General features: G+C 62.1%; 21 protein-coding genes. All 21 read right to left on the bottom strand.

Features of this window, described 5'->3' with window-relative positions:
• Window positions 1-81 precede the first annotated feature (81 nt).
• The 21 genes from flhF to fliE all read right to left on the bottom strand — a co-directional run bounded on the left by flhF (window position 82) and on the right by fliE (window position 19,730).
• Window positions 82-1,398 carry a flagellar biosynthesis protein FlhF gene (flhF, locus tag LIY36_RS05170; RefSeq protein WP_226455002.1) on the bottom strand — a complete coding sequence of 439 codons (1,317 nt, stop codon included), beginning with the start codon at window positions 1,396-1,398 and terminating at the stop codon, window positions 82-84.
• 11 nt (window positions 1,399-1,409) lie between these two features.
• Window positions 1,410-3,524 (bottom strand): flagellar biosynthesis protein FlhA, encoded by a 2,115-nt coding sequence (flhA, locus tag LIY36_RS05165; RefSeq protein ID WP_226455001.1) that lies wholly within the window; start codon window positions 3,522-3,524, stop codon window positions 1,410-1,412.
• 128 nt (window positions 3,525-3,652) lie between these two features.
• Window positions 3,653-3,853, bottom strand: coding sequence for a cold-shock protein (locus LIY36_RS05160; protein ID WP_226455000.1), 201 nt, complete (start codon window positions 3,851-3,853; stop codon window positions 3,653-3,655).
• 506 nt (window positions 3,854-4,359) lie between these two features.
• Window positions 4,360-5,496 carry a flagellar biosynthesis protein FlhB gene (gene flhB, locus LIY36_RS05150; RefSeq protein WP_192296999.1) on the bottom strand — a complete coding sequence of 379 codons (1,137 nt, stop codon included), beginning with the start codon at window positions 5,494-5,496 and terminating at the stop codon, window positions 4,360-4,362.
• Window positions 5,497-5,499: 3 nt separating this feature from the next.
• Complete coding sequence (gene fliR / locus LIY36_RS05145) at window positions 5,500-6,285, bottom strand: flagellar biosynthetic protein FliR (protein ID WP_192297000.1); 786 nt, start codon at window positions 6,283-6,285, stop codon at window positions 5,500-5,502.
• Window positions 6,286-6,289: 4 nt separating this feature from the next.
• Window positions 6,290-6,559, bottom strand: coding sequence for a flagellar biosynthesis protein FliQ (gene fliQ, locus LIY36_RS05140; protein ID WP_003214552.1), 270 nt, complete (start codon window positions 6,557-6,559; stop codon window positions 6,290-6,292).
• 4 nt (window positions 6,560-6,563) lie between these two features.
• Complete coding sequence (gene fliP, locus LIY36_RS05135) at window positions 6,564-7,307, bottom strand: flagellar type III secretion system pore protein FliP (protein ID WP_192297001.1); 744 nt, start codon at window positions 7,305-7,307, stop codon at window positions 6,564-6,566.
• A complete protein-coding gene (fliO, locus tag LIY36_RS05130) occupies window positions 7,307-7,741 on the bottom strand; it encodes a flagellar biosynthetic protein FliO (protein WP_226454998.1) in 435 nt (144 codons plus the stop codon). The genes fliP and fliO overlap by 1 nt, the downstream gene beginning before the upstream one ends.
• A gap of 1 nt (window position 7,742) precedes the next feature.
• Window positions 7,743-8,210, bottom strand: a complete 468-nt coding sequence (fliN, locus tag LIY36_RS05125; protein ID WP_192297003.1) for a flagellar motor switch protein FliN — start codon at window positions 8,208-8,210, stop codon at window positions 7,743-7,745.
• A 43-nt stretch (window positions 8,211-8,253) separates the two neighbouring features.
• Window positions 8,254-9,222, bottom strand: a complete 969-nt coding sequence (gene fliM / locus LIY36_RS05120; protein WP_017735217.1) for a flagellar motor switch protein FliM — start codon at window positions 9,220-9,222, stop codon at window positions 8,254-8,256.
• A gap of 9 nt (window positions 9,223-9,231) precedes the next feature.
• The gene (fliL, locus tag LIY36_RS05115) at window positions 9,232-9,732 is read right to left on the bottom strand and encodes a flagellar basal body-associated protein FliL (protein WP_192297004.1); all 501 of its coding nucleotides are present in this window, start codon (window positions 9,730-9,732) and stop codon (window positions 9,232-9,234) included.
• Window positions 9,733-9,952: 220 nt separating this feature from the next.
• Window positions 9,953-11,290 (bottom strand): flagellar hook-length control protein FliK, encoded by a 1,338-nt coding sequence (locus LIY36_RS05110; protein ID WP_226454997.1) that lies wholly within the window; start codon window positions 11,288-11,290, stop codon window positions 9,953-9,955.
• Window positions 11,291-11,432: 142 nt separating this feature from the next.
• Window positions 11,433-11,780, bottom strand: coding sequence for an Hpt domain-containing protein (locus LIY36_RS05105; protein WP_192297006.1), 348 nt, complete (start codon window positions 11,778-11,780; stop codon window positions 11,433-11,435).
• Between the two features lie 30 nt (window positions 11,781-11,810).
• Window positions 11,811-13,529: a fused response regulator/phosphatase gene (locus tag LIY36_RS05100; protein ID WP_226454996.1), complete on the bottom strand. Its 1,719-nt coding sequence runs from the start codon at window positions 13,527-13,529 to the stop codon at window positions 11,811-11,813.
• Entirely contained in the window at window positions 13,526-13,831 is a 306-nt protein-coding gene (locus tag LIY36_RS05095; protein WP_192297008.1) for an STAS domain-containing protein, read from the bottom strand. The genes LIY36_RS05100 and LIY36_RS05095 overlap by 4 nt, the downstream gene beginning before the upstream one ends.
• Window positions 13,832-14,014: 183 nt before the next feature.
• Window positions 14,015-14,464, bottom strand: coding sequence for a flagellar export protein FliJ (fliJ, locus tag LIY36_RS05090; protein ID WP_192297009.1), 450 nt, complete (start codon window positions 14,462-14,464; stop codon window positions 14,015-14,017).
• Window positions 14,465-14,467: 3 nt separating this feature from the next.
• Entirely contained in the window at window positions 14,468-15,826 is a 1,359-nt protein-coding gene (gene fliI, locus LIY36_RS05085; RefSeq protein WP_192297010.1) for a flagellar protein export ATPase FliI, read from the bottom strand.
• Window positions 15,816-16,580 (bottom strand): flagellar assembly protein FliH, encoded by a 765-nt coding sequence (fliH, locus tag LIY36_RS05080; protein ID WP_192297011.1) that lies wholly within the window; start codon window positions 16,578-16,580, stop codon window positions 15,816-15,818. Before fliH ends, fliI begins: the two co-directional genes overlap by 11 nt.
• Before the next feature lie 10 nt (window positions 16,581-16,590).
• The gene (gene fliG / locus LIY36_RS05075; protein ID WP_017735208.1) at window positions 16,591-17,610 is read right to left on the bottom strand and encodes a flagellar motor switch protein FliG; all 1,020 of its coding nucleotides are present in this window, start codon (window positions 17,608-17,610) and stop codon (window positions 16,591-16,593) included.
• On the bottom strand, window positions 17,603-19,384 hold the full coding sequence (fliF, locus tag LIY36_RS05070; RefSeq protein WP_226454995.1) for a flagellar basal-body MS-ring/collar protein FliF: 1,782 nt from the start codon (window positions 19,382-19,384) through the stop codon (window positions 17,603-17,605). Before fliF ends, fliG begins: the two co-directional genes overlap by 8 nt.
• 16 nt (window positions 19,385-19,400) lie before the next feature.
• A complete protein-coding gene (fliE, locus tag LIY36_RS05065; RefSeq protein WP_192297013.1) occupies window positions 19,401-19,730 on the bottom strand; it encodes a flagellar hook-basal body complex protein FliE in 330 nt (109 codons plus the stop codon).
• Window positions 19,731-19,830: the final 100 nt, after the last annotated feature.

Here is a 19,830-nt window from a genome sequence, read left to right as displayed (position 1 = left end):
AGACGCAGGCTACATGGCTTGGCCGCGTGAATCGCTTGCAGACCAACGATGTAGATACATTTCACGGTGTTCGCCCTGCCCTCAACCCACCCGCTTTGCCGGGTTGTGGTAGAGGTCGGCGAACATATCGGCCATCGCTTCCTCGCTAGGCTCTTCTTGCATTTGCACGCTGACAGCACGGCTGACCAACTGATGACGGCGCGGCAGATGCAAATCATCCGGGATCCGCGGCCCGTCGGTCAGGTAGGCGACCGGTAATTCATGGCTGATCGCCAGGCTCAATACTTCGCCCAGGCTCGCCGTCTCATCCAGTTTAGTCAGGATGCAGCCGGCCAGACCGCAACGTTTGTAGCTGTGGTATGCAGCGGTAAGAACCTGTTTCTGGCTGGTGGTTGCAAGCACCAGGTAATTTTTCGACTTGATGCCACGCCCGGCCAGGCTTTCCAGTTGCATGCGCAGCGCCGGATCGCTGGCCTGCAGGCCGGCGGTGTCGATCAGCACCACGCGCTTGCGCAGCAGCGGATCGAGGGCGTTGGCCAGGGACTGGCCCGGGTCGACGTGGGTTACCGACACATTGAGGATACGGCCCAGGGTCTTGAGCTGCTCCTGGGCGCCGATGCGGTAGCTGTCCATGCTCACCAGCGCGATGTTGTGCGCGCCGTACTTGAGCACATAACGCGCGGCCAGCTTGGCCAGCGTGGTGGTCTTGCCCATGCCGGCAGGGCCGACCATGGCGATCACACCGCCCTCTTCCAGGGGCTCGATTTCCGGGGTGACGATCATCCGCGCCAAGTGCGCCAACAGCATGCGCCAGGCTTGGCGAGGCTCCTCGATTTCGGTGGTCAGTGCCAGCAGGTCGCGGGACAACGGGCCGGACAGGCCAATGCGTTGCAGGCGGCGCCACAGGTTGGCCTGGGCCGGCTTGCTGCCTTGCAACTGTGTCCACGCCAGGGAGCCCAGCTGCACTTCCAGTAGCTCACGCAGGCCATTGAGTTCAAAGCGCATCGAGTCGAACACACGCTGGTCGACTGCGCCCGCCGGTGGCGGCGCTGCAGGACGCGGTGGTTCGGTGAAGGTGGGCTCAACCAAGGGCTCCGCAGCGGTCAGCGGCAGGCCGGCGAACAACTGGCGATTGGTGGTGGCATCGCTGTCGCCGCGCATGCTCAGTTCGGCCTGGGCCGACACAATGCGCGAGGCGGTCTTGCGCAGCTCGTCTTCGAGTTCCATGTTCGGCACACGCGGCGCCAGCGCCGAAGGCGTGTAATCCAAGGCAGCCGTCAGCTCGACACCGCCGGCAATACGACGGTTACCGATAATCGCGGCATCGGCGCCCAGCTCATCACGCACCAGTTTCATGGCCTGACGCATATCGGCGGCGAAAAAACGCTTCACTTGCATAACCCACTACCTCAGCCGTTGGGCCCTACTGTCGCGACGATAGTCACTTGCTTGTTGTCAGGAATTTCCTGATAAGCCAAAACGTGCAAATTCGGAACTGCCAGGCGTCCAAACCGCGACAACATCGCCCGGACGGGGCCGGCCACCAGCAGAATCACCGGATGGCCCTGCATTTCCTGGCGTTGTGCGGCGTCGATCAACGAACGCTGCAGTTTTTCAGCCATGCTTGGCTCCAGCAGAACGCCCTCTTCCTGGCCTTGTCCTGCCTTCTGAATACTATTGAGCAATATTTGTTCCAACCTTGGCTCCAAGGTGATCACAGGCAGCTCAGACTCAGTCCCTACAATGCTTTGCACGATGGCGCGAGACAATCCGACACGCACCGCCGCCACCAGCGCGGCGGTATCTTGACTCTTGGCGGCATTGTTGGCGACGGCCTCGGCGATGCTGCGAATGTCGCGCACCGGCACCTGTTCGGCCAGCAGCGCCTGCAACACCTTGAGCAACTGCGACAGCGACAGCACGCCCGGCACCAGCTCTTCTGCGAGTTTTGGCGAAGCCTTGGCCAGCAAACCCATCAATTGCTGGACTTCCTCGTGGCCGATCAGCTCGTGGGAGTGCTTGTACAAGATCTGGTTGAGGTGGGTGGCGACCACGGTGCTGGCGTCAACCACGGTGTAGCCCAGGGACTGCGCCTGGCTGCGTTGGCTGATTTCGATCCACACCGCTTCCAGGCCAAAAGCCGGATCTTTGGCGGTAATGCCATTGAGGCTGCCGAATACCTGGCCGGGGTTGATCGCCAACTCGCGGTCCGGGTAGATCTCGGCTTCGGCGAGGATCACGCCCATCAGGGTCAGGCGGTAGGCACTGGGGGCCAGGTCGAGGTTGTCGCGGATGTGCACGGTGGGCATCAGGAAGCCCAGGTCCTGGGACAATTTCTTGCGCACGCCCTTGATCCGCGCCAGCAGCTGGCCGCCCTGGTTGCGGTCCACCAGCGGGATCAGGCGGTAGCCGACTTCCAGGCCGATCATGTCGATCGGGGTCACGTCGTCCCAGCCCAGCTCCTTGGTTTCCGAGGCGCGGGCCGGGGACGGCAGCAGTTCCTGCTGGCGCGCCACCTCTTGCAGGGCCTGGACCTTGACCGCGTTTTGCTTTCTCCAGAACAGGTACGCCGCGCCGCCTGCCAGGGCCGCCATGCTCAGGAACGATACGTGGGGCATGCCCGGCACGATGCCCATGATCGCCATGATGCCCGCCGCCACGGCCAGGGCCTTGGGCGAGGCAAACATCTGCCGGCTGATCTGCTTGCCCATGTCTTCGGAGCCCGAGGCACGGGTCACCATGATCGCGGCAGCTGTGGATAACAACAGTGATGGCAATTGCGCCACTAAACCGTCACCGATGGTCAGCAAGGCGTACACCTTGCCCGCATCGCCGAAGGTCATGCCGTGCTGGAAGATACCGACGGCCATGCCACCGATCAGGTTGATGAACAGAATCAGCAGGCCGGCGATGGCGTCACCGCGCACGAACTTGCTGGCACCGTCCATGGAACCGTAGAACTCGGCTTCCTGGGCGACTTCCAGGCGGCGAGTCTTGGCTTGGTTCTGGTCGATCAGGCCGGCGTTGAGGTCGGCGTCGATCGCCATCTGCTTGCCGGGCATCGCATCGAGGGTGAACCGTGCGCTCACCTCGGAAATCCGCCCGGCCCCCTTGGTCACCACGACGAAGTTGATGATCATCAGGATCGCGAACACCACGATACCGACCACGTAGTTACCGCCGATCACCACCTCACCAAAGGCCTGGATCACCTTACCGGCGGCGGCGTGGCCGTCCTGGCCGTGAAGCATCACCACGCGGGTCGACGCCACGTTGAGCGCCAGGCGCAACAGGGTTGCCACCAGCAGGATCGTCGGGAATACCGCGAAATCCAACGGCCGCAGCGCGTATACGCAGACCAGCAGGACTACGACGGACAGGGCGATGTTGAAGGTGAAGAACACATCCAGCAGGAACGGCGGCATCGGCAACATCATCATTGCCAGCATCACCAGTAACAGCAACGGCACACCCAGATTGCCCCGCGACAGGTCAGTCAGGGTGCCACGGGCCGTGCTGAACATTTGAGAGCGATCTACCACCGGTATTCCTCGTGTTCCTTGAAGCAAAGTTTTGACGCCGGGAGGCGACTTGAAGGCGGTATTGCAAGAAGCCTTCCAACTTTTACCCAAGTCAGACGAGTACCGTTTTTTTACACGACCCGTACGTTTGCAGCCTGCGGCCCTTTTTGTCCGGGCGTTATCTCGAACTCGACCTTTTGCCCTTCAGTAAGGCTCTTGAATCCGCTGGCCTCAATCGCCGAATAGTGGACAAAAACATCCGTACCAGCTTCCTGCTGGATAAACCCAAAGCCCTTTTCTGCGTTGAACCACTTCACCGTGCCTGTCGCCATTGCCGCTCTCCCGACATCTCATTCAAAAACCCGAGATCAGTGTGACGTTGACTGCAAAGATGCCCCGGGGACGATGAATCCTGCCAAATCGCACCCGCTGCCCAACCTTGAGCCGAACCCCGGCCGAGCTGGTGAGGTCTACCCGCACCTGCTCACTCCCGCCATCCATTGCGATGACCCCTTCCCCTGTCTCACTGCTGTAAAACCTGACGGTTCCGGTCACCCACTTCATTGCTACCTCGCTGCTTGTTCCTACACGCAGTTTCTGCTGCCATGGAAACGCGGGACGCGCAGGCTGGCTACTGTCAGAGTTGACAGGTCAGCAAGGATTTACGACGAACGGTACGCATGCGATTGCCGTAGTGAGCGGGCTTGCCCGCGCTGGGTGGCGAAGCCGCCCCAAACGGGACGCCGCTATGTTTCAGGAAGACCGAGGTGTCGGGATTTAGGGCGGCTTCGCCACCCAGCGCGGGGCAAGCGCGCTCACTACAGGGTAAGGGGAAATATCAGGAGTCGCGGCGTAAATCCGGGGGAATCGGCAGGTCCTTGAGCGGATCAGGCCGCTTGCCTTTGCCCGCGCGGTATTGGCGGATCTGATAGACATAGGCCAACACCTGCGCCACCGCCAGGTAAAGCCCGGCCGGGATTTCCTGGTCGAGGTCGGTGGAGTAGAAGATCGACCGCGCCAGTGCCGGCGACTCCAGCAGCAGGATGTCGTTGGCCACAGCGATTTCGCGGATTTTCAGTGCGGTAAAGTCACTGCCCTTGGCCAACAGCATCGGCGCGCCGCCTTTTTCCGGGTCGTACTTGAGCGCCACGGCGTAGTGGGTCGGGTTGGTGATGATCACGTCGGCGTCGGGCACCGAGGCCATCATCTTGCGCTGGGACATTTCCCGCTGCAGTTGGCGAATGCGCTGTTTGACCTCGGGACGCCCTTCCTGGTCCTTGTGTTCATCGCGCACTTCCTGCTTGGTCATCAGCAGTTTCTTGTGGCTTTCCCACAGCTGGATCGGCGCATCCACGGCAGCAATGATGATCAGCCCGGCGGCCATCCACAGCGCGCTCCACCCCACCACCTGCACGCTGTGGATGATCGCCGACTCCAGCGGCTCGTGGGCGATGCGCAGCAGGTCGTCGATGTCGGACGTCAATACCATCAGCGCGACGAACAGGATCAGGATGAATTTGGCCAAGGCCTTGAGCAACTCCACCAGCGCCTTGGCCGAAAACATGCGCTTGAGCCCGGCAGCGGGGTTCATGCGGCTGAATTTGGGCGCCATGCTGCCGGCCGCGAACAGCCAGCCGCCAAGGGCGACCGGGCCGATCAGCGCGGCCAACAGCAAGGTGATCAGGATCGGCTGCACCGCCAGAATCGCGATCTTGCCCGAATGCAGCAGGTACTGGCCCATCGCGCCAGGGTTCAGCAGCACTTCGCGGGGCAAGCTGAAGTTGTGTTTCATCAACTCCATCAAATCCAGCGCCAGGCCACCGCCGTAGATCAGCAGGGCGCCGGCGCCGGCCATCATGGTCGCCACGGTATTCAGCTCTTTCGAGCGGGCGATCTCGCCCTTTTCCCTGGAGTCCTTTTTGCGTTTCTCCGTGGGGTCTTCTGTCTTGTCCTGACCGCTCTCGCTCTCGGCCATGGCTCAGCGCGCCCGTGCCAGATCACGTAAGAACTGCAAGGCGTCGGACGCCAGCGGTTGATACTGATTGAGAATGTCGGCCAGGCCGATCCAGAAAATCCCCATGCCCAACACCAGGGTCAACGGGAAACCAATCGAGAAAATGTTCAGTTGCGGCGCTGCGCGGGTCATCACGCCAAACGCGATGTTGACCACCAGCAGCGCCGTGATCGCGGGCAACACCAGCAGCAGCGAGGCGCCCAGCACCCAACCGAGACGCCCGACCATCTCCCAGAAATGGTTGACCACCAGCCCCGAGCCCACCGGCAAGGTGGTGAAGCTCTCTGTCAGCACTTCGAACGCCACCAGGTGGCCGTTCATGGCAAGGAACAACAAGGTCACCAGCATGGTCAGGAATTGCCCGATCACCGCTGCCGACACGCCGTTGGTGGGGTCGACCATGGACGCGAAGCCCATGCCCATCTGGATCGAGATGATTTGCCCGGCGATCACAAACGCCTGGAAGAACAGTTGCAGGGAGAAGCCCAGCATGGCGCCGATCAGCACCTGCTCGGCGATCAGCAGCAAGGCGCTGAGATCGAGCGCATTCACAGGTGGCATCGGCGGCAAGCCGGGGACCAGCACCACGGTGATCGCCACCGCGAAATACAGGCGCACCCGGCGCGGCACCAGGGTCGTGCCGAACACCGGCATGGCCATCAACATCGCCGTCACGCGAAACAGCGGCAGAATGAAGGACGCCACCCAGGTACTGATCTGGGTGTCGGTCAATGCCAGCAAGGATTGCATCGGCTCAGCCGATCAACTGCGGAATACTGCCGTACAACTGCAGGATGTATTCCATGAAGGTTTGCACCAGCCACGGGCCGGCGACGATCAGGGTGATCAGCATCACCAGCAGGCGCGGCAGGAAGCTCAAGGTCTGTTCGTTGATCTGGGTCGCGGCCTGGAACATCGCCACCAACAGGCCCACCAACAGGCTTGGTACCACCAGCACGGCAACCATCATGGTGGTCAGCCACAGCGCTTCACGGAACAGGTCAACGGCGACTTCTGGCGTCATGGCGCTATACCCCTCCGAAACTGCCGGCGAGCGTGCCGATAATCAGCGCCCAGCCGTCCACCAGCACAAACAGCATGATTTTGAACGGCAACGAGATGATCAGCGGCGACAGCATCATCATCCCCATGGCCATCAGCACGCTCGCCACCACCAGGTCGATGATCAGGAACGGGATAAAGATCATGAAGCCGATCTGGAACGCGGTCTTCAATTCGGAGGTGACGAACGCCGGCACCAGGATGGTCAACGGCGCCTGGTCCGGGGTGGCGATATCGGTGCGCTTGGACAGGCGCATGAACAGCTCCAGGTCGCTGGAGCGGGTCTGCGACAGCATGAAGTCCTTGATCGGCCCCTGGGCCTTGTCGATCGCGACTTGGGCAGTGATGGTTTCGGCGAGGTAAGGCTGCAGGGCTTGCTGGTTCACCTTGTCGAACACCGGCGCCATGATGAACATCGTCAGGAACAGGGCCATGCCGGTGAGGATCTGGTTCGACGGCGTCTGCTGCAAGCCGAGGGCCTGGCGCAGGATCGAGAACACGATGATGATCCGCGTGAAACTGGTCATCAGCATGACAAACGCCGGGATGAAACTCAGCGCAGTCATGATCAGCAGGATCTGCAGGCTGACCGAATATTCCTGGGCGCCGGCGGCGTTGGTGCCCAGGGTAATCGCCGGGATCGACAACGGGTCGGCGGCGAACGCCAGTGGCGCAGCCAGCAACAGCATGAGCGTCAAGAAAACGCGCATTACTTCTTATCCTTCTGATCCTTGCCCAACAACTCCATCAGGCGCTGGGCGAATTCTGGCGTGGCGGACTGGGTCTGATCCACGTTGACGGGCGTCTTGAGCACATGCAGCGGAGTGATGCGGCCGGGGGTGAGGCCGAGCAGGATCTGCTCCTCACCCACCTGCACCAGCACCAGCCGATCACGCGGGCCCAGGGCGCGCGAGCCGATCAGTTCGATCACCTGGGCGTTGCCCGGGCCGACGTTCTGCACGCGGCGCATCAGCCAGGCGAGCACGAAGATCAAGCCGACCACCAGCAACAGGCCCAGCACCAGTTGGGTCAACTGGCCACCGACGCCACTGCCGACCGGTGCCGCCGCGGCCTGGGCCACGGGCTCCGCCGCCAACACGCTCAACGGCAGCGCGAGCAACAGTGCGAGCATCAGCCGCTTCATATCAGCGCAACTTCTTGATGCGTTCGCTCGGGCTGATCACGTCGGTCAGGCGGATGCCGAACTTTTCGTTGACCACCACCACTTCGCCGTGGGCGATCAGGGTGCCATTGACCAGTACGTCCAGCGGCTCACCGGCCAGGCGATCGAGCTCGATCACCGAACCCTGGTTGAGTTGCAGCAGGTTGCGGATGTTGATGTCGGTGCTGCCGACTTCCATGGAGATCGACACCGGGATGTCGAGGATCACGTCCAGGTTCGGGCCATCGAGGCTCACCGGCTCGTGGTTCTTCGGCACGCTGCCGAATTCTTCCATCTGCAAGCGGTTGCCGGCCGGCGCGGTGGCGGCGTCAGCGGCCAGCAGCGCGTCGATGTCGTCCTGGCCGACTTCGCCAGTTTCTTCCAGGGCCGCAGCCCATTCGTCAGCCAGGGCCTGGTCTTCGGCGGAAGTGTTTTCGTGTTCGGTAGCCATTACATGTCCTCGGCGGAGCAAGCATTCATAAATTAGGGTTGGATCAGCGACGGTTGATCGGCTCGATCACTTGCAGTGCCAGGTTGCCCTTGTGGGAACCGAGCTTGACCTTGAATGACGGCACGCCATTGGCGCGCATGATCATTTCTTCCGGCAATTCCACAGGGATCACATCACCCGGCTGCATGTGCAGGATGTCACGCAGGCGCAATTGGCGACGGGCCACGGTGGCGCTGAGCGGCACGTCCACATCCAGCAGGTCTTCGCGCAGGGCCTTGACCCAACGCTCGTCCTGATCGTCCAGGTCGGACTGGAAACCGGCGTCGAGCATCTCGCGCACCGGCTCGATCATCGAGTACGGCATGGTCACGTGCAGGTCGCCGCCACCGCCATCGAGTTCGATGTGGAACGTGGACACCACAATGGCTTCGCTGGGGCCGACGATGTTGGCCATGGCCGGGTTCACTTCCGAGTTGATGTACTCGAAATTGACTTCCATGATCGCCTGCCAGGCTTCCTTCAAGTCGATGAAGGCTTGCTCCAGCACCATGCGCACCACCCGCAGTTCGGTGGGGGTGAATTCACGGCCTTCGATCTTGGCGTGACGGCCGTCGCCGCCGAAGAAGTTGTCCACCAGCTTGAACACCAGCTTGGCGTCAAGGATGAACAGCGCGGTGCCGCGCAGCGGCTTGATCTTGACCAGGTTGAGGCTGGTGGGCACGTACAGCGAGTGCACGTATTCACCGAACTTCATCACCTGCACGCCACCGACCGCCACGTCCGCCGAGCGGCGCAGCATGTTGAACATGCTGATGCGGGTGTAACGGGCGAAACGTTCGTTGATCATCTCCAGGGTCGGCATACGTCCACGGACGATGCGATCCTGGCTGGTCAGGTCATAACTTTTGACGCTGCCGGGTTCGGCAGCCATTTCGGTCTGCACCAGACCATCGTCGACGCCATGCAACAGCGCGTCGATTTCATCCTGGGACAGCAGGTCTTGCACGGCCATGTCGTGATCCTACTGCAATACGAAGTTAGTGAAGAGCGCCTGCTCGATCACGACTTTGCCGAGCTCTTTCTGGGCCACTTCCTGCACGCTGGCAGTGACCTTCTGGCGCAGCATTTCCTGGCCGACCGGGGTGGCCAGGGCATCGAAGCTCTGCCCGGAGAACAGCATCACCAGGTTGTTGCGGATCACCGGCATGTGCACCTTGAGGGCTTCCAGGTCAGCCTGGTTGCGCGCGAGCAAGGTGATGCTCACTTGCAGGTAGCGCTGGCGGCCGTTCTGATTGAAGTTGGCGACAAAGGCCGGGAGCATCGGCTCGAAGATTGCCGGTTGCTTGACGTTGCTGGCGGTTTCGGCCGCAGGCGCCGGTTTGCTCGCGCTGCTGTGCATGATGTACCAAGTGCCACCCACCGAGGCGCCAATGGCCAGGATCAGGCCCACGACAATCATCAGGATAAGCTTGAGCTTGCCTTTGCCTGCGGGTGGTTTTGCTGCGTCGTCGCTCTTCGCCATGCCAATAATCCGTCACTATTCGGGGATTCATAGATCTACGGAAAGGCAAGAGCAAGTGTTATGCCAGAGTTGTCTGGTAATTGGGCAGAGCCAGCACCACCAATCAAATGTGGGAGCGGGCTTGCTCGCGAATGCGGTGTGTCAGTGACAGATGTATTGACTGACACACCGCATTCGCGAGCAAGCCCGCTCCCACATTTTGTCCCGCGACAGGTTCAGGTCAGGCGTAGTAGTCGACGGCGCTGGAGCCGATGACGTTGGAGATCACAGGCGTCACTGCTTCAGCCACTTCGGCATGGGCAGTGCTGTCGCCACTGTCACCACGTCCGCTGCTGCTGATACCCCGCGCCTGATTCTGCTGTTGCTGCTGCTCCTGGCCACGGGACTGGTCCGACACGTTCACATCCACCTGCCCCATGCCCTGCTGGGCAAACATCTCACGCAAGCGCCCGGATTGGCTTTCCAGCGCCTCGCGCACCACCGCATGGCCGCTCATGAAGCTGACCTGGGCTTGCTGGTCCGCCGTCATATTGACTTTGATGTCCAGGCGCCCGAGTTCGGCCGGTTGCAGTTGGATCTCCGCCGACTTGAGGTTGGCGCTGGACAGGTACATCACGCGGTTGACCACTTCCTCGGTCCAGCCGCTCTGGTGCATGGCCAGCGGTGCGTTGGTCACCGGCGGCAGGGCGTTTGCGGTTTTCGGCGTGGCGGCCTGGGTCAAGGCAGCCAGACGATTGGCGAAGTCATCGACGCGGGTGTCGCTGCTGGCGCCCTTGAGGTCTTTGAGGCCGTCTTCGATCAGCCCGCCGAAGGCTTTGTCACCACCCTGGTCAGTGCTGTCCTTGGCGGCTTGCTGGTCGACCATACTGGCCAGGCCGGCACTGAAATTCTGGGCGGCGGTCGGCTGGTCCAGGTCCGGCGGCGGTGCGCTTTTCTGGGGGGCCTGGCTACTGGCCGAGACGTGACCGCCCTGCTCCATCGCCAGGCGCACGGCCGGCATTGCGTCGAGAGGGTCGCTGGCGGGGTCGAACGCTGGTGCCTTGACCTCATCGGTCACGGCAAGCGGTGCTGCGGCCACGGGCTGAGCCTTTTCATCAACCACAGGCGCGACGGTTGCCGGAGCCACCGGCACTGGCACGGCGACTGGCGTGACCGTCGCCACCAACGCGGGGTCTACGACCGGGTCAACCACCGGCTGTTGCACCAGGCTTGGGTCGGCGGGCTTGTCGTCATCACTCTTGCTGGCGCTGTCATCAGCCTTGGCCGGCGGGTTGGCAGGCAAAGGATTGCCGCTATCGGCAACTGCCGGTGTGCTGGCGGCAGGCTTGTCGCCGCCGGCCGCAGGCTTGGCGCTGCTGTCGGCAGGCTTGTCACGGCTGGTTTTCGACGGGGTATCGTCGGCCTTTGCCACAGGTTTGGAACCCTGATTGGCGAACACCTGAGCAAAGCCGGCGCCCTTGTCACGCGGCTCCGCAGCCGCTGCCGGCGGGTTGGCGGCAGGCGCTTGAGGCTTGGCCGCAGGGGCAGCCTGAAGAAGCGAATTAGGGGCGACTGGCATAGGTAAAGGTCTCCACTGCATGAGGGTCGGGGATGCAGTATCTGGAGGTAGAGCAAGAGTCGGGCCAGGTTGCCGAGCGCAGCTGAAAAATGTGGGAGAGGGCCCGTTCCCACATTTGGATCTTCATATCTCTATCAGCACATCAGAGCTGGAAGCGCTGGCGCTCCGATTCGTACAGCGGCCGCACCAAGGCAAACTCATGATCAATCTGATCCACCAGAACCCCCAGGTCAGCGCCAGGCGCTTGCGCAGACTCAGCCTCCAGCCGCTGGCACAACTGCGCCAGCCGCACCGCACCGAGGTTGCCGCTGCTGCCCTTGAAGCTATGGGCGATACGCCCCAGCGCCTTGGCGTCATCGCGCGCCTTGCGCAAGGCTTCGACGCGTTTTTGCGAATCATCGAGGAAGGTATCCAACAGCCTGGGGTACTCGCCCTCCATGACTTCCTGCAAACCCGACAGCACGTCGGGGTCCAGATGAATCTCAGCCACTTGTTCGCTCCTTGATCAAGAATCGACGGATTATGCCTGAGCCGGCCATGAAAACTCCACGCAGACACTGCGCCCACCATCGGACCAGCGCACATCGCCGCTCAATTGACGGACCAGATTCAAGCCGCGACCGGACAGCCGATCAACGTCCAGGGGCCGCGCCAACACTTGATCCACGTCAAACCCGGCGCCGCTGTCTTCGATGCGCAAGGACAGCTGCCCGCCGCCCAGCGTCGGCACCACCTGCACATGCACGCGCACATAGCCACTACTGAGCTGCGCCAGCCGCTCGTTGCGCTGGCGGTAGTAGTCGGCAAAACCGTGCACGTCGCGCTTGAGCCGCGAGTCCAGGCCCAGCACGCCATGCTCCAGGGCGTTGGAATACAACTCGGCCATCACGCTGTACAGCGCCCCGCTCTGCTCTCGCAGGCCATGGACCTCCAGCAGCAACTGCAACAGGTAGGGCAAGGGGTTGTAACGCTTGAGGGTTTCGGCGCGGAACTCGAAACTCACCGACCAATCCAGCGGGCACGACTGGCCGCTATCGGTATACAGCGGCCCCGTCGCACGCAGGGATGGCCCATCTTGCAGGGTGATTTCCACCATGCTCACATCGTCGCGCGCCTCACCGCGAAACGCGGCCAAGGCCTGCTCGATCTCTTCAAACAGCCGGTCGGGCTCGCGATTGGCGGCGAATACCTGATGTAAACGTTCGACGCCAAACAGCTGATCAGCGGTGTCAGCCGTGTCGAGTACGCCGTCGGAGAGCAAAAACACCCGGTCACCCAGGGCCATCGGCCAGACTTCGGTGCTGTCGTCAAACGCCTCGGCCGACAACACGCCCAACGGCAAATGCCGTGGCTCCAGCGCCGTACGCTTGCCGCTGGCGACTTCATGTACATAACCTTCGGGCATGCCGCCGTTCCACACCTCCACCACACGCCGCTGGGTGCTCAGGCACAACAGGGTGGCGCAACAGAACATGTCCACGGGCAGGATGCGCTTAAGCTTGACGTTCATCTCCCGCAGGATCTGCGCCAAGCCGTAGCCCTTGGCGGTCATGCCGTAGAACACCTCCGCCAGGGGCATGGCGCCGACCGCCGCCGGCAGGCCGTGGCCGGTAAAGTCGCCGAGCAGCACATGCATATCGCCCGACGGCGTATACGCGGCCAGCAGCAGGTCACCGTTGAACAACGCATAGGGCGATTGCAGGTAGCGGATATTCGGCGCGGCGTTGATACAGCCCGAATGCGCGACTTTGTCGAACACCGCCTTGGCCACCCGCTGCTCGTGCACCAGGTAGTCGTGGTGCCTGGCGATCAGGTCGCGTTGCTGCAGCACCGTGGCCTGCAAGCGGCGCAGGCGGTCCATGGCGTTGATCTTCGCCGCCAGGATCAGTTGGTTGTAGGGCTTGGCCAGGAAGTCATCACCGCCGGCATCCAAGCACTGGGCCAGGGCCGCGCTCTCGCGCAGGGAGGTCAGGAAGATGATCGGCACCAGCGCCTCACCGGCCAGTTGCTTGATCTGGCGCGCGGCTTCAAAACCGTCCATCACCGGCATCAGCGCGTCCATCAACACCAGTTGCGGGCGCTCGCGGGCAAACACCTGCACGGCATCGAGGCCGTTGCTGGCCGTGAGCACGCGGTGCCCCTGGCGCTTGACGATGGTCGACAACAACAGCACGTCGGCGGCGCTGTCTTCGGCAATCAGCACCGTCAACGGCTCCAGCACAGTGGCCAGGCCGCTCAACTGATGTCGAACAGTTTGTCGAAGTTGGAGATGGCGAGGATCTTGCGCACATCGGAGTTGCTGTTGACCACCTGCACTTCCGAGTTGTCACCGCCGGCATGATCGCGCAGCAGCAGGAGCATGCCCAGGGCCGAGCTGTCCATGTAGGTGGTTTCCTTGAGGTCCACGACGTACAGCTCGGGCACCTTGTAGAAACGCTCATAGGCATCACGAAACACTTGGTGGCTGCCAAAATCGAAACGACCTCGGATCGCGATCGTCAACTTCTTCCCATCCAGGGATACTTCGGACTCGACTGACATGTGACTGCTTCCTTGTCATAGGCGGTAGACAAAGGTTTAGCAGCTGAAGTGAATAGCAGCAACACAGCAGTTCAAATGTGGGAGCGGGCTTGCTCGCGAATGCGATGGATCAGTCAATGAGTTTTCCGACTGATACACCGCATTCGCGAGCAAGCCCGCTCCCACACAAGCCCTCATCCACATTCAGTATTGCGACGGCCTTGGGAGACGCTGGGAGAGTTCATCCAGCAGCTTTTGCTCGCGCTTGTCTTCCAGCGCCCGCGCTTCGTCGATGTAGCGCTGCACCAATTTGCGCAAGCCCTCGACCCGCGCATAGGCCTGCTGCCAGCTGTCGCGGGCCTTTTCGAAGTTGTTCTGGTGCCAGAGCAGGCTTTGGCGCTGCTGGTCGACGGCGGTTTCCAGCTGGTTGAGGAAGCCCTGGTAGCCCATCAACCACTGGCCCGACACACCTTGGGTCCCGCGCTCGATCCACTGCTGCTGGTACTCGCTGCGAAAGCGCTCCAGGTCGCCCAGCTTGCTTTCCGCCAGGCGCACCTGGCCCTGGAAATAGCCCAAACGTTGCACGGCGGTTTTTTCGGCCTTTTCGGCCATGTCCACCACCGGCGCCAGGCGTGAAGAGCGCGTACTGGCCATGGCTTAGCCGCCTGGCGCCGGGGCGAAGATCGAGCCCAGGTGCGCTTCGCTTTCACCCATGCTGATCTTGTCGTTGAGGCCCTGGCGCAGGTAGGTCACCAGTTGCGGTTGCAGGGCAATCGCCAGGTCGGTGTCGCGGTCGCCACCGGCCACATAGGCGCCGACGCTGATCAAGTCGCGGCTCTGCTGATAACGCGACCACAACTGCTTGAACTGTTGTGCGCGGGCCATATGCTGCGGCGTGACCACCGATGGCATCACCCGGCTGATGGACGCTTCGATGTCGATGGCCGGGTAGTGCCCCTCCTCCGCCAGGCGCCGCGACAGCACGATGTGGCCGTCAAGCACGCCCCGCGCCGAGTCGGCGATGGGGTCCTGCTGGTCATCGCCTTCGGACAACACCGTATAAAACGCAGTGATCGAGCCGCCACCGGCCTCGGCATTACCGGCACGCTCCACCAGTTTCGGCAACTTGGCGAACACCGACGGCGGATAGCCCTTGGTCGCTGGCGGCTCGCCGATGGCCAGGGCGATTTCCCGCTGGGCCTGGGCGAAACGGGTGAGCGAGTCCATCAGCAACAGGACATTCTTGCCCTTGTCGCGAAAATATTCGGCGATGCGCGTGCAATACATCGCGGCGCGCAAACGCATCAACGGCGCATCGTCCGCCGGGGAGGCGACCACCACTGAACGCTTGAGACCTTCTTCGCCAAGGCTGTGCTCGATGAACTCCTTCACCTCGCGACCCCGCTCGCCGATCAGCCCGACCACGATGATGTCGGCCTCGGTAAACCGGGTCATCATGCCCAGCAATACCGATTTACCCACACCCGTACCGGCAAACAGGCCCAGACGCTGGCCGCGCCCGACCGTCAATAATCCGTTGATGCTGCGAATGCCCACGTCCAGCGGCTGGCTGATCGGGTTGCGCTTGAGCGGGTTGATCGTCGGGCCGTCCATCGGCACCCAGTCTTCGGCCTTCATGCCACCCTTGCCGTCCAGCGCACGGCCGGCGCCGTCGAGTACGCGGCCGAGCATGCTGATGCCCATCGGCAGGCGGCCGGTGTCGGCCAGGGGCACCACGCGGGCGCCAGGGGCGATACCGGCCAGGCTGCCAACGGGCATCAGGAAAATCTTGCTGCCGGAAAAGCCCATCACCTCGGCTTCAACCTGCACCGGGTGGTAGCTGTCGTCGTTGATCACCAGGCAGCGACTGCCCATGGCGGCACGCAGGCCTTCGGCTTCGAGGGTCAGGCCGACCATACGCAACAGGCGCCCTTCGAGGATCGGTTGGCCGGGCAACTCGGTGGCCTCGGTGTAACCACTCAGGCGCTTGGCGAAGCTGGTGCGATCAAGGCGCATCGGGGGCGTCCAGGTCAACGCTCAGGTCGGGTTCGGCGGGGTTGAGCACCTGCTCGTGGGCTTGGTCGAGCAGCTTGGCCATGATCTGGCTGACGCGCGTCTCCACGGTGGCGTCGATGCGGCTGTGCTCGGTCTCGACCCGGCAGCCACCGGGCTGCAACGCCGCATCTTCAACGATGCGCCAGGTTTCCTCATGGCGCTCGCGCAGGGCTTTGACCTGCTCGAAATCCTGCGGGTTGATGTACAGCCGCACATTGCCGACGCCCAGAGGCAGCAGCTTGAGGGCTTCGCGCATGACGCTTTCGATTTGGCTGGAGTCGAGCACCAGTTCGCGCTGGATCACCTGGCGCGCAATGTGCTCCACCAGGCCGACCATGGTTTTTTCGATCTGCGAATCCTGCTCGGCAATCGGGTCGAACAACCCGACCATCAAGCGCTCCAGGCTGGAAAGCTTGACGGCCAGCGCAGCCTCGGCCTCCTGGCGCACCTTGAGCGTGGTGGCGCGAAAGCCGTCCTTTTCCCCGGCGGCAAAGCCTTCGTTGTAGGCTTCCTGGCGGATGCTTTCCAACTCTTCGAGGGTCAGTGGCTGGACTTCCTCCAGCGGCACTTCTTCCATTTCCGCCGGCACTTCGGGTTCCGGCTCGGGCTCGGGTTGCGGCACATGCGGATCGAAGCTGGGCAGCGACCAGATGTCGAACCCGCCGACATCCCGTGCGCGAATCAGATCGCTGGGTGCCTCATCTTTGTTCGACATCAGGGGCGCCTTAGATCATTTCTTCGCCGCCCTTCCCGCCGAGAACGATTTCTCCGGCTTCGGCCATACGGCGGGCAATGGTGAGGATTTCTTTCTGTGCGGTTTCCACGTCGCTGACGCGCACCGGGCCCTTGGCTTCGAGGTCGTCGCGCAACAGTTCGGAGGCACGCTTGGACATGTTCTTGAAGATCTTCTCTTTGACGCCTTCGTCCGAGCCCTTGAGGGCCAGCACCAGCACGTCGGAGGAGACTTCGCGCAGCAACGCCTGAATGCCACGGTCATCGACATCGGAGAGGTTGTTGAACACGAACATGAGGTCTTCGATCTGGCCGGACAGGGTGTCGTCGATCTCGCGGATCGAGTCCATCAACTGGCCTTCGACCGAGCTGTCGAGGAAGTTCATGATATCGGCAGCACGCTTGATACCACCCAGGGTGGTGCGCGCGGCGTTGGAGTTGCCGGAGAACTGCTTCTCCAGGATGGTGTTCAATTCCTTCAAGGCCGCCGGCTGCACAGTGTTCAGCGACGACACGCGCAGGATGATGTCCAGGCGCACTTTATGGTCGAAGTGGCCAAGCACTTCACCGGCCTGGTCCGGGTCAAGATACGCGACGACGATGGCCTGGATCTGCGGGTGCTCGAAGCGGATCACGTCGGCGACGGCGCGCGGTTCCATCCACTTGAGGCTGTCGAGGCCACTGGTGTTGCCACCCAGCAGGATGCGATCGATCAGGCCGTTGGCCTTGTCTTCGCCCAGGGCCGAGGTGAGCATCTTGCGAATGTAGCTGTCGGAGCCGACGCCCAGGCTGGTCTGGTCGCCGACGATCTCGACGAACTCGCTCATCACCTGCTCGACTTGCTCGCGGTGCACATTGCGCATCTGCGCCATGGCCACGCCAACCCGCTGGACCTCTTTGGGGCCCATGTGGCGCAGCACTTGGGCGGCGTCGGTTTCACCGAGGGACAGCAGCAGCACGGCGGCTTTGTCGACCTTGGTCAGTTTGGCAACAGCGGCTCGATTATCACTCATCTGCGTTGATCCACTCTTTCACGACCTGGGCCACACGACCCGGGTCTTCTGCCACCAGACTTTTGATTGCGTTCAGCTGAGCGTCGTAACCTTCGCTCGGGCTTGGCAACAGGATGCTTTGCGGGCCGCCGAGGCTGACGCGGTCGTTGGCCAGTTCGCCATCCAGGCCGCCCATGCCACCCAACTCCACGTCGCCGCCACCGAAGGCCGCCAGTTGTTTCTTGCTGCCATTGCCGGTGATGTTGTTGAGCACCGGGCGCAGCACGCCGAACACCAGTACCAGGATGAACAACACACCCAACACTTGCTTGACGATGTCCCAGAACCACGGCTGCGTATAGAACGCCGCTTCGGCAATCACTTCGCCACGCTCGGCGGAGAACGGCATGTTGATCACGCTGACGCTGTCGCCACGGCTTGCGTCGAAACCGACCGCGTCCTGCACCAGGCGGGTGAAGCGCGCCAATTCGTCGGCGCCCCATGGGGCACGGGTAATGGTGCCGTCAGCGGCATTGACCTTGACCTGGTCATCGACCACCACCGACACCGACAGGCGATTGACGCGGCCCTGTTGCTGCTTGGTGTGGCTGATGGAACGGTCGAGCTCGAAGTTCTTGGTGGACTGGTTACGCTTGTCCGCCGGGTACGGTGCGAGCATTGGCTGGCCGGTGGCCGGGTCCATGATCTGCTGGCCGTTGGCGTCCAACAGCGGTTGGCCCGGGGCGATGGCGCCTGCGGTGGCTGCGGCGCCGCCGGTGGTTTGCGGGGCCGAGGCCGGGGTTGGTGGCTGGTTGCTCAGGGCACCCGGCACACCTTGCGGGCCACTGCTGGCGGTGCGTTGTTCGCTGGTGGACTGCTCGCTGCGCAGCGCCGGCTGGTCCGGGTTGAATTGTTCGGAAGTCGACTCGACGGCACTGAAGTCCACATCGGCTGACACTTCAGCCTTGTAGCGGTCGTTGCCCAGCACAGGTTGCAGGATGTTGTGCACACGCTGGGTGAGCATGCTTTCCATGCGGCGGCTGTAGTCGAACTGCTTGCCAGCCTGGGTCAGTGCCGAGTTTTCAGCCATGTCCGACAGCAGGTTGCCCTTCTGGTCGACCACGGTGATTTGCGACTTGCTCAGCTCGGGAACGCTGGTGGCCACCAGGTTGATGATCGCCATCACTTGGCCAGGCTCCAGGGAGCGGCCGGAGAACAGCTCCACCAGGACCGAGGCGCTTGGCTTGCGTTCGTCACGCACAAACACCGAGCTCTTCGGGATGGCCAAGTGCACGCGGGCGCCCTTGACGTTGTTCAGGCTGGAGATGGTGCGAGCCAGCTCGCCTTCCAGGCCACGACGGTAGCGGGTGGCTTCCATGAACTGGGAAGTGCCCAGGCCCTGGTCTTTGTCGAGAATTTCAAAACCGATGTTGGCGTCGGACGGCGTCACGCCGGCAGCGGCGAGCTTCATGCGCGCACGGGCCACGTCGTCGGCCTTGACCAGCAAGGCGCCGGAATTGGGCTCGACGGTGTAGGCGATGTCGGCGGCGGCGAGGGTTTCCATGATCTGCTTGGAGTCCATGCCCGCCAGGCTGCCGTACAACGGCCGGTAATCCGGTTGCTGCGACCACAGCACCACGGCAAAACCAATCGCCACGCTGGCAGCCAGGCCGACCATCAGGCCTACCTGACGCAGCATGGTCATTTCGGAGAGGTTTTCCAGGAACGACAGGCCAAACAGCGGCGGTTTGCCGTCTGCCTTGGCGGGTGCGTTGTCCACGACTGCTTCTGCCATGACTTAAATCTCGTCCTTAAACCGGCATCTGCATGATGTCTTGATAAGCCTGAACCAGCTTGTTACGCACCTGGGTCAACGCCTGGAACGACACGCTGGCTTTTTGCGAGGCGACCATCACATCGGTGAGGTCCACGCCGCTTTTGCCGATTTCGAACGCGCTCGCCAATTGGTTGGACGCTTGTTGGGTGTCACTGACTTTATTGATTGCCGAACCGAGCATGTCGGCGAAACTGCTTTGGCCCAATTCCGGCGCTGGCGCGACGGATTTCGGTTGAGCCATGGCATCCATTTGCATGGAGCGCATATCCAACATCAACCGATTGAACTCAATACCCTGGCTCATGACCTTCTCTCTCCGACAACCCGCATTTTTTTTGACACTACGCCGCAATTACCAAGGGAAGTAGCAACAAGGGTGCCAGCTCTGTATCGATTCGTAAGAA

Origin of the sequence: Pseudomonas sp. AF03-9, assembly GCF_020515815.1 — a bacterium.
Taxonomy (GTDB): domain Bacteria; phylum Pseudomonadota; class Gammaproteobacteria; order Pseudomonadales; family Pseudomonadaceae; genus Aquipseudomonas.
Note: the sequence above shows the minus strand (reverse complement) of the source record. Positions and strands in the feature narration are given on the sequence as shown.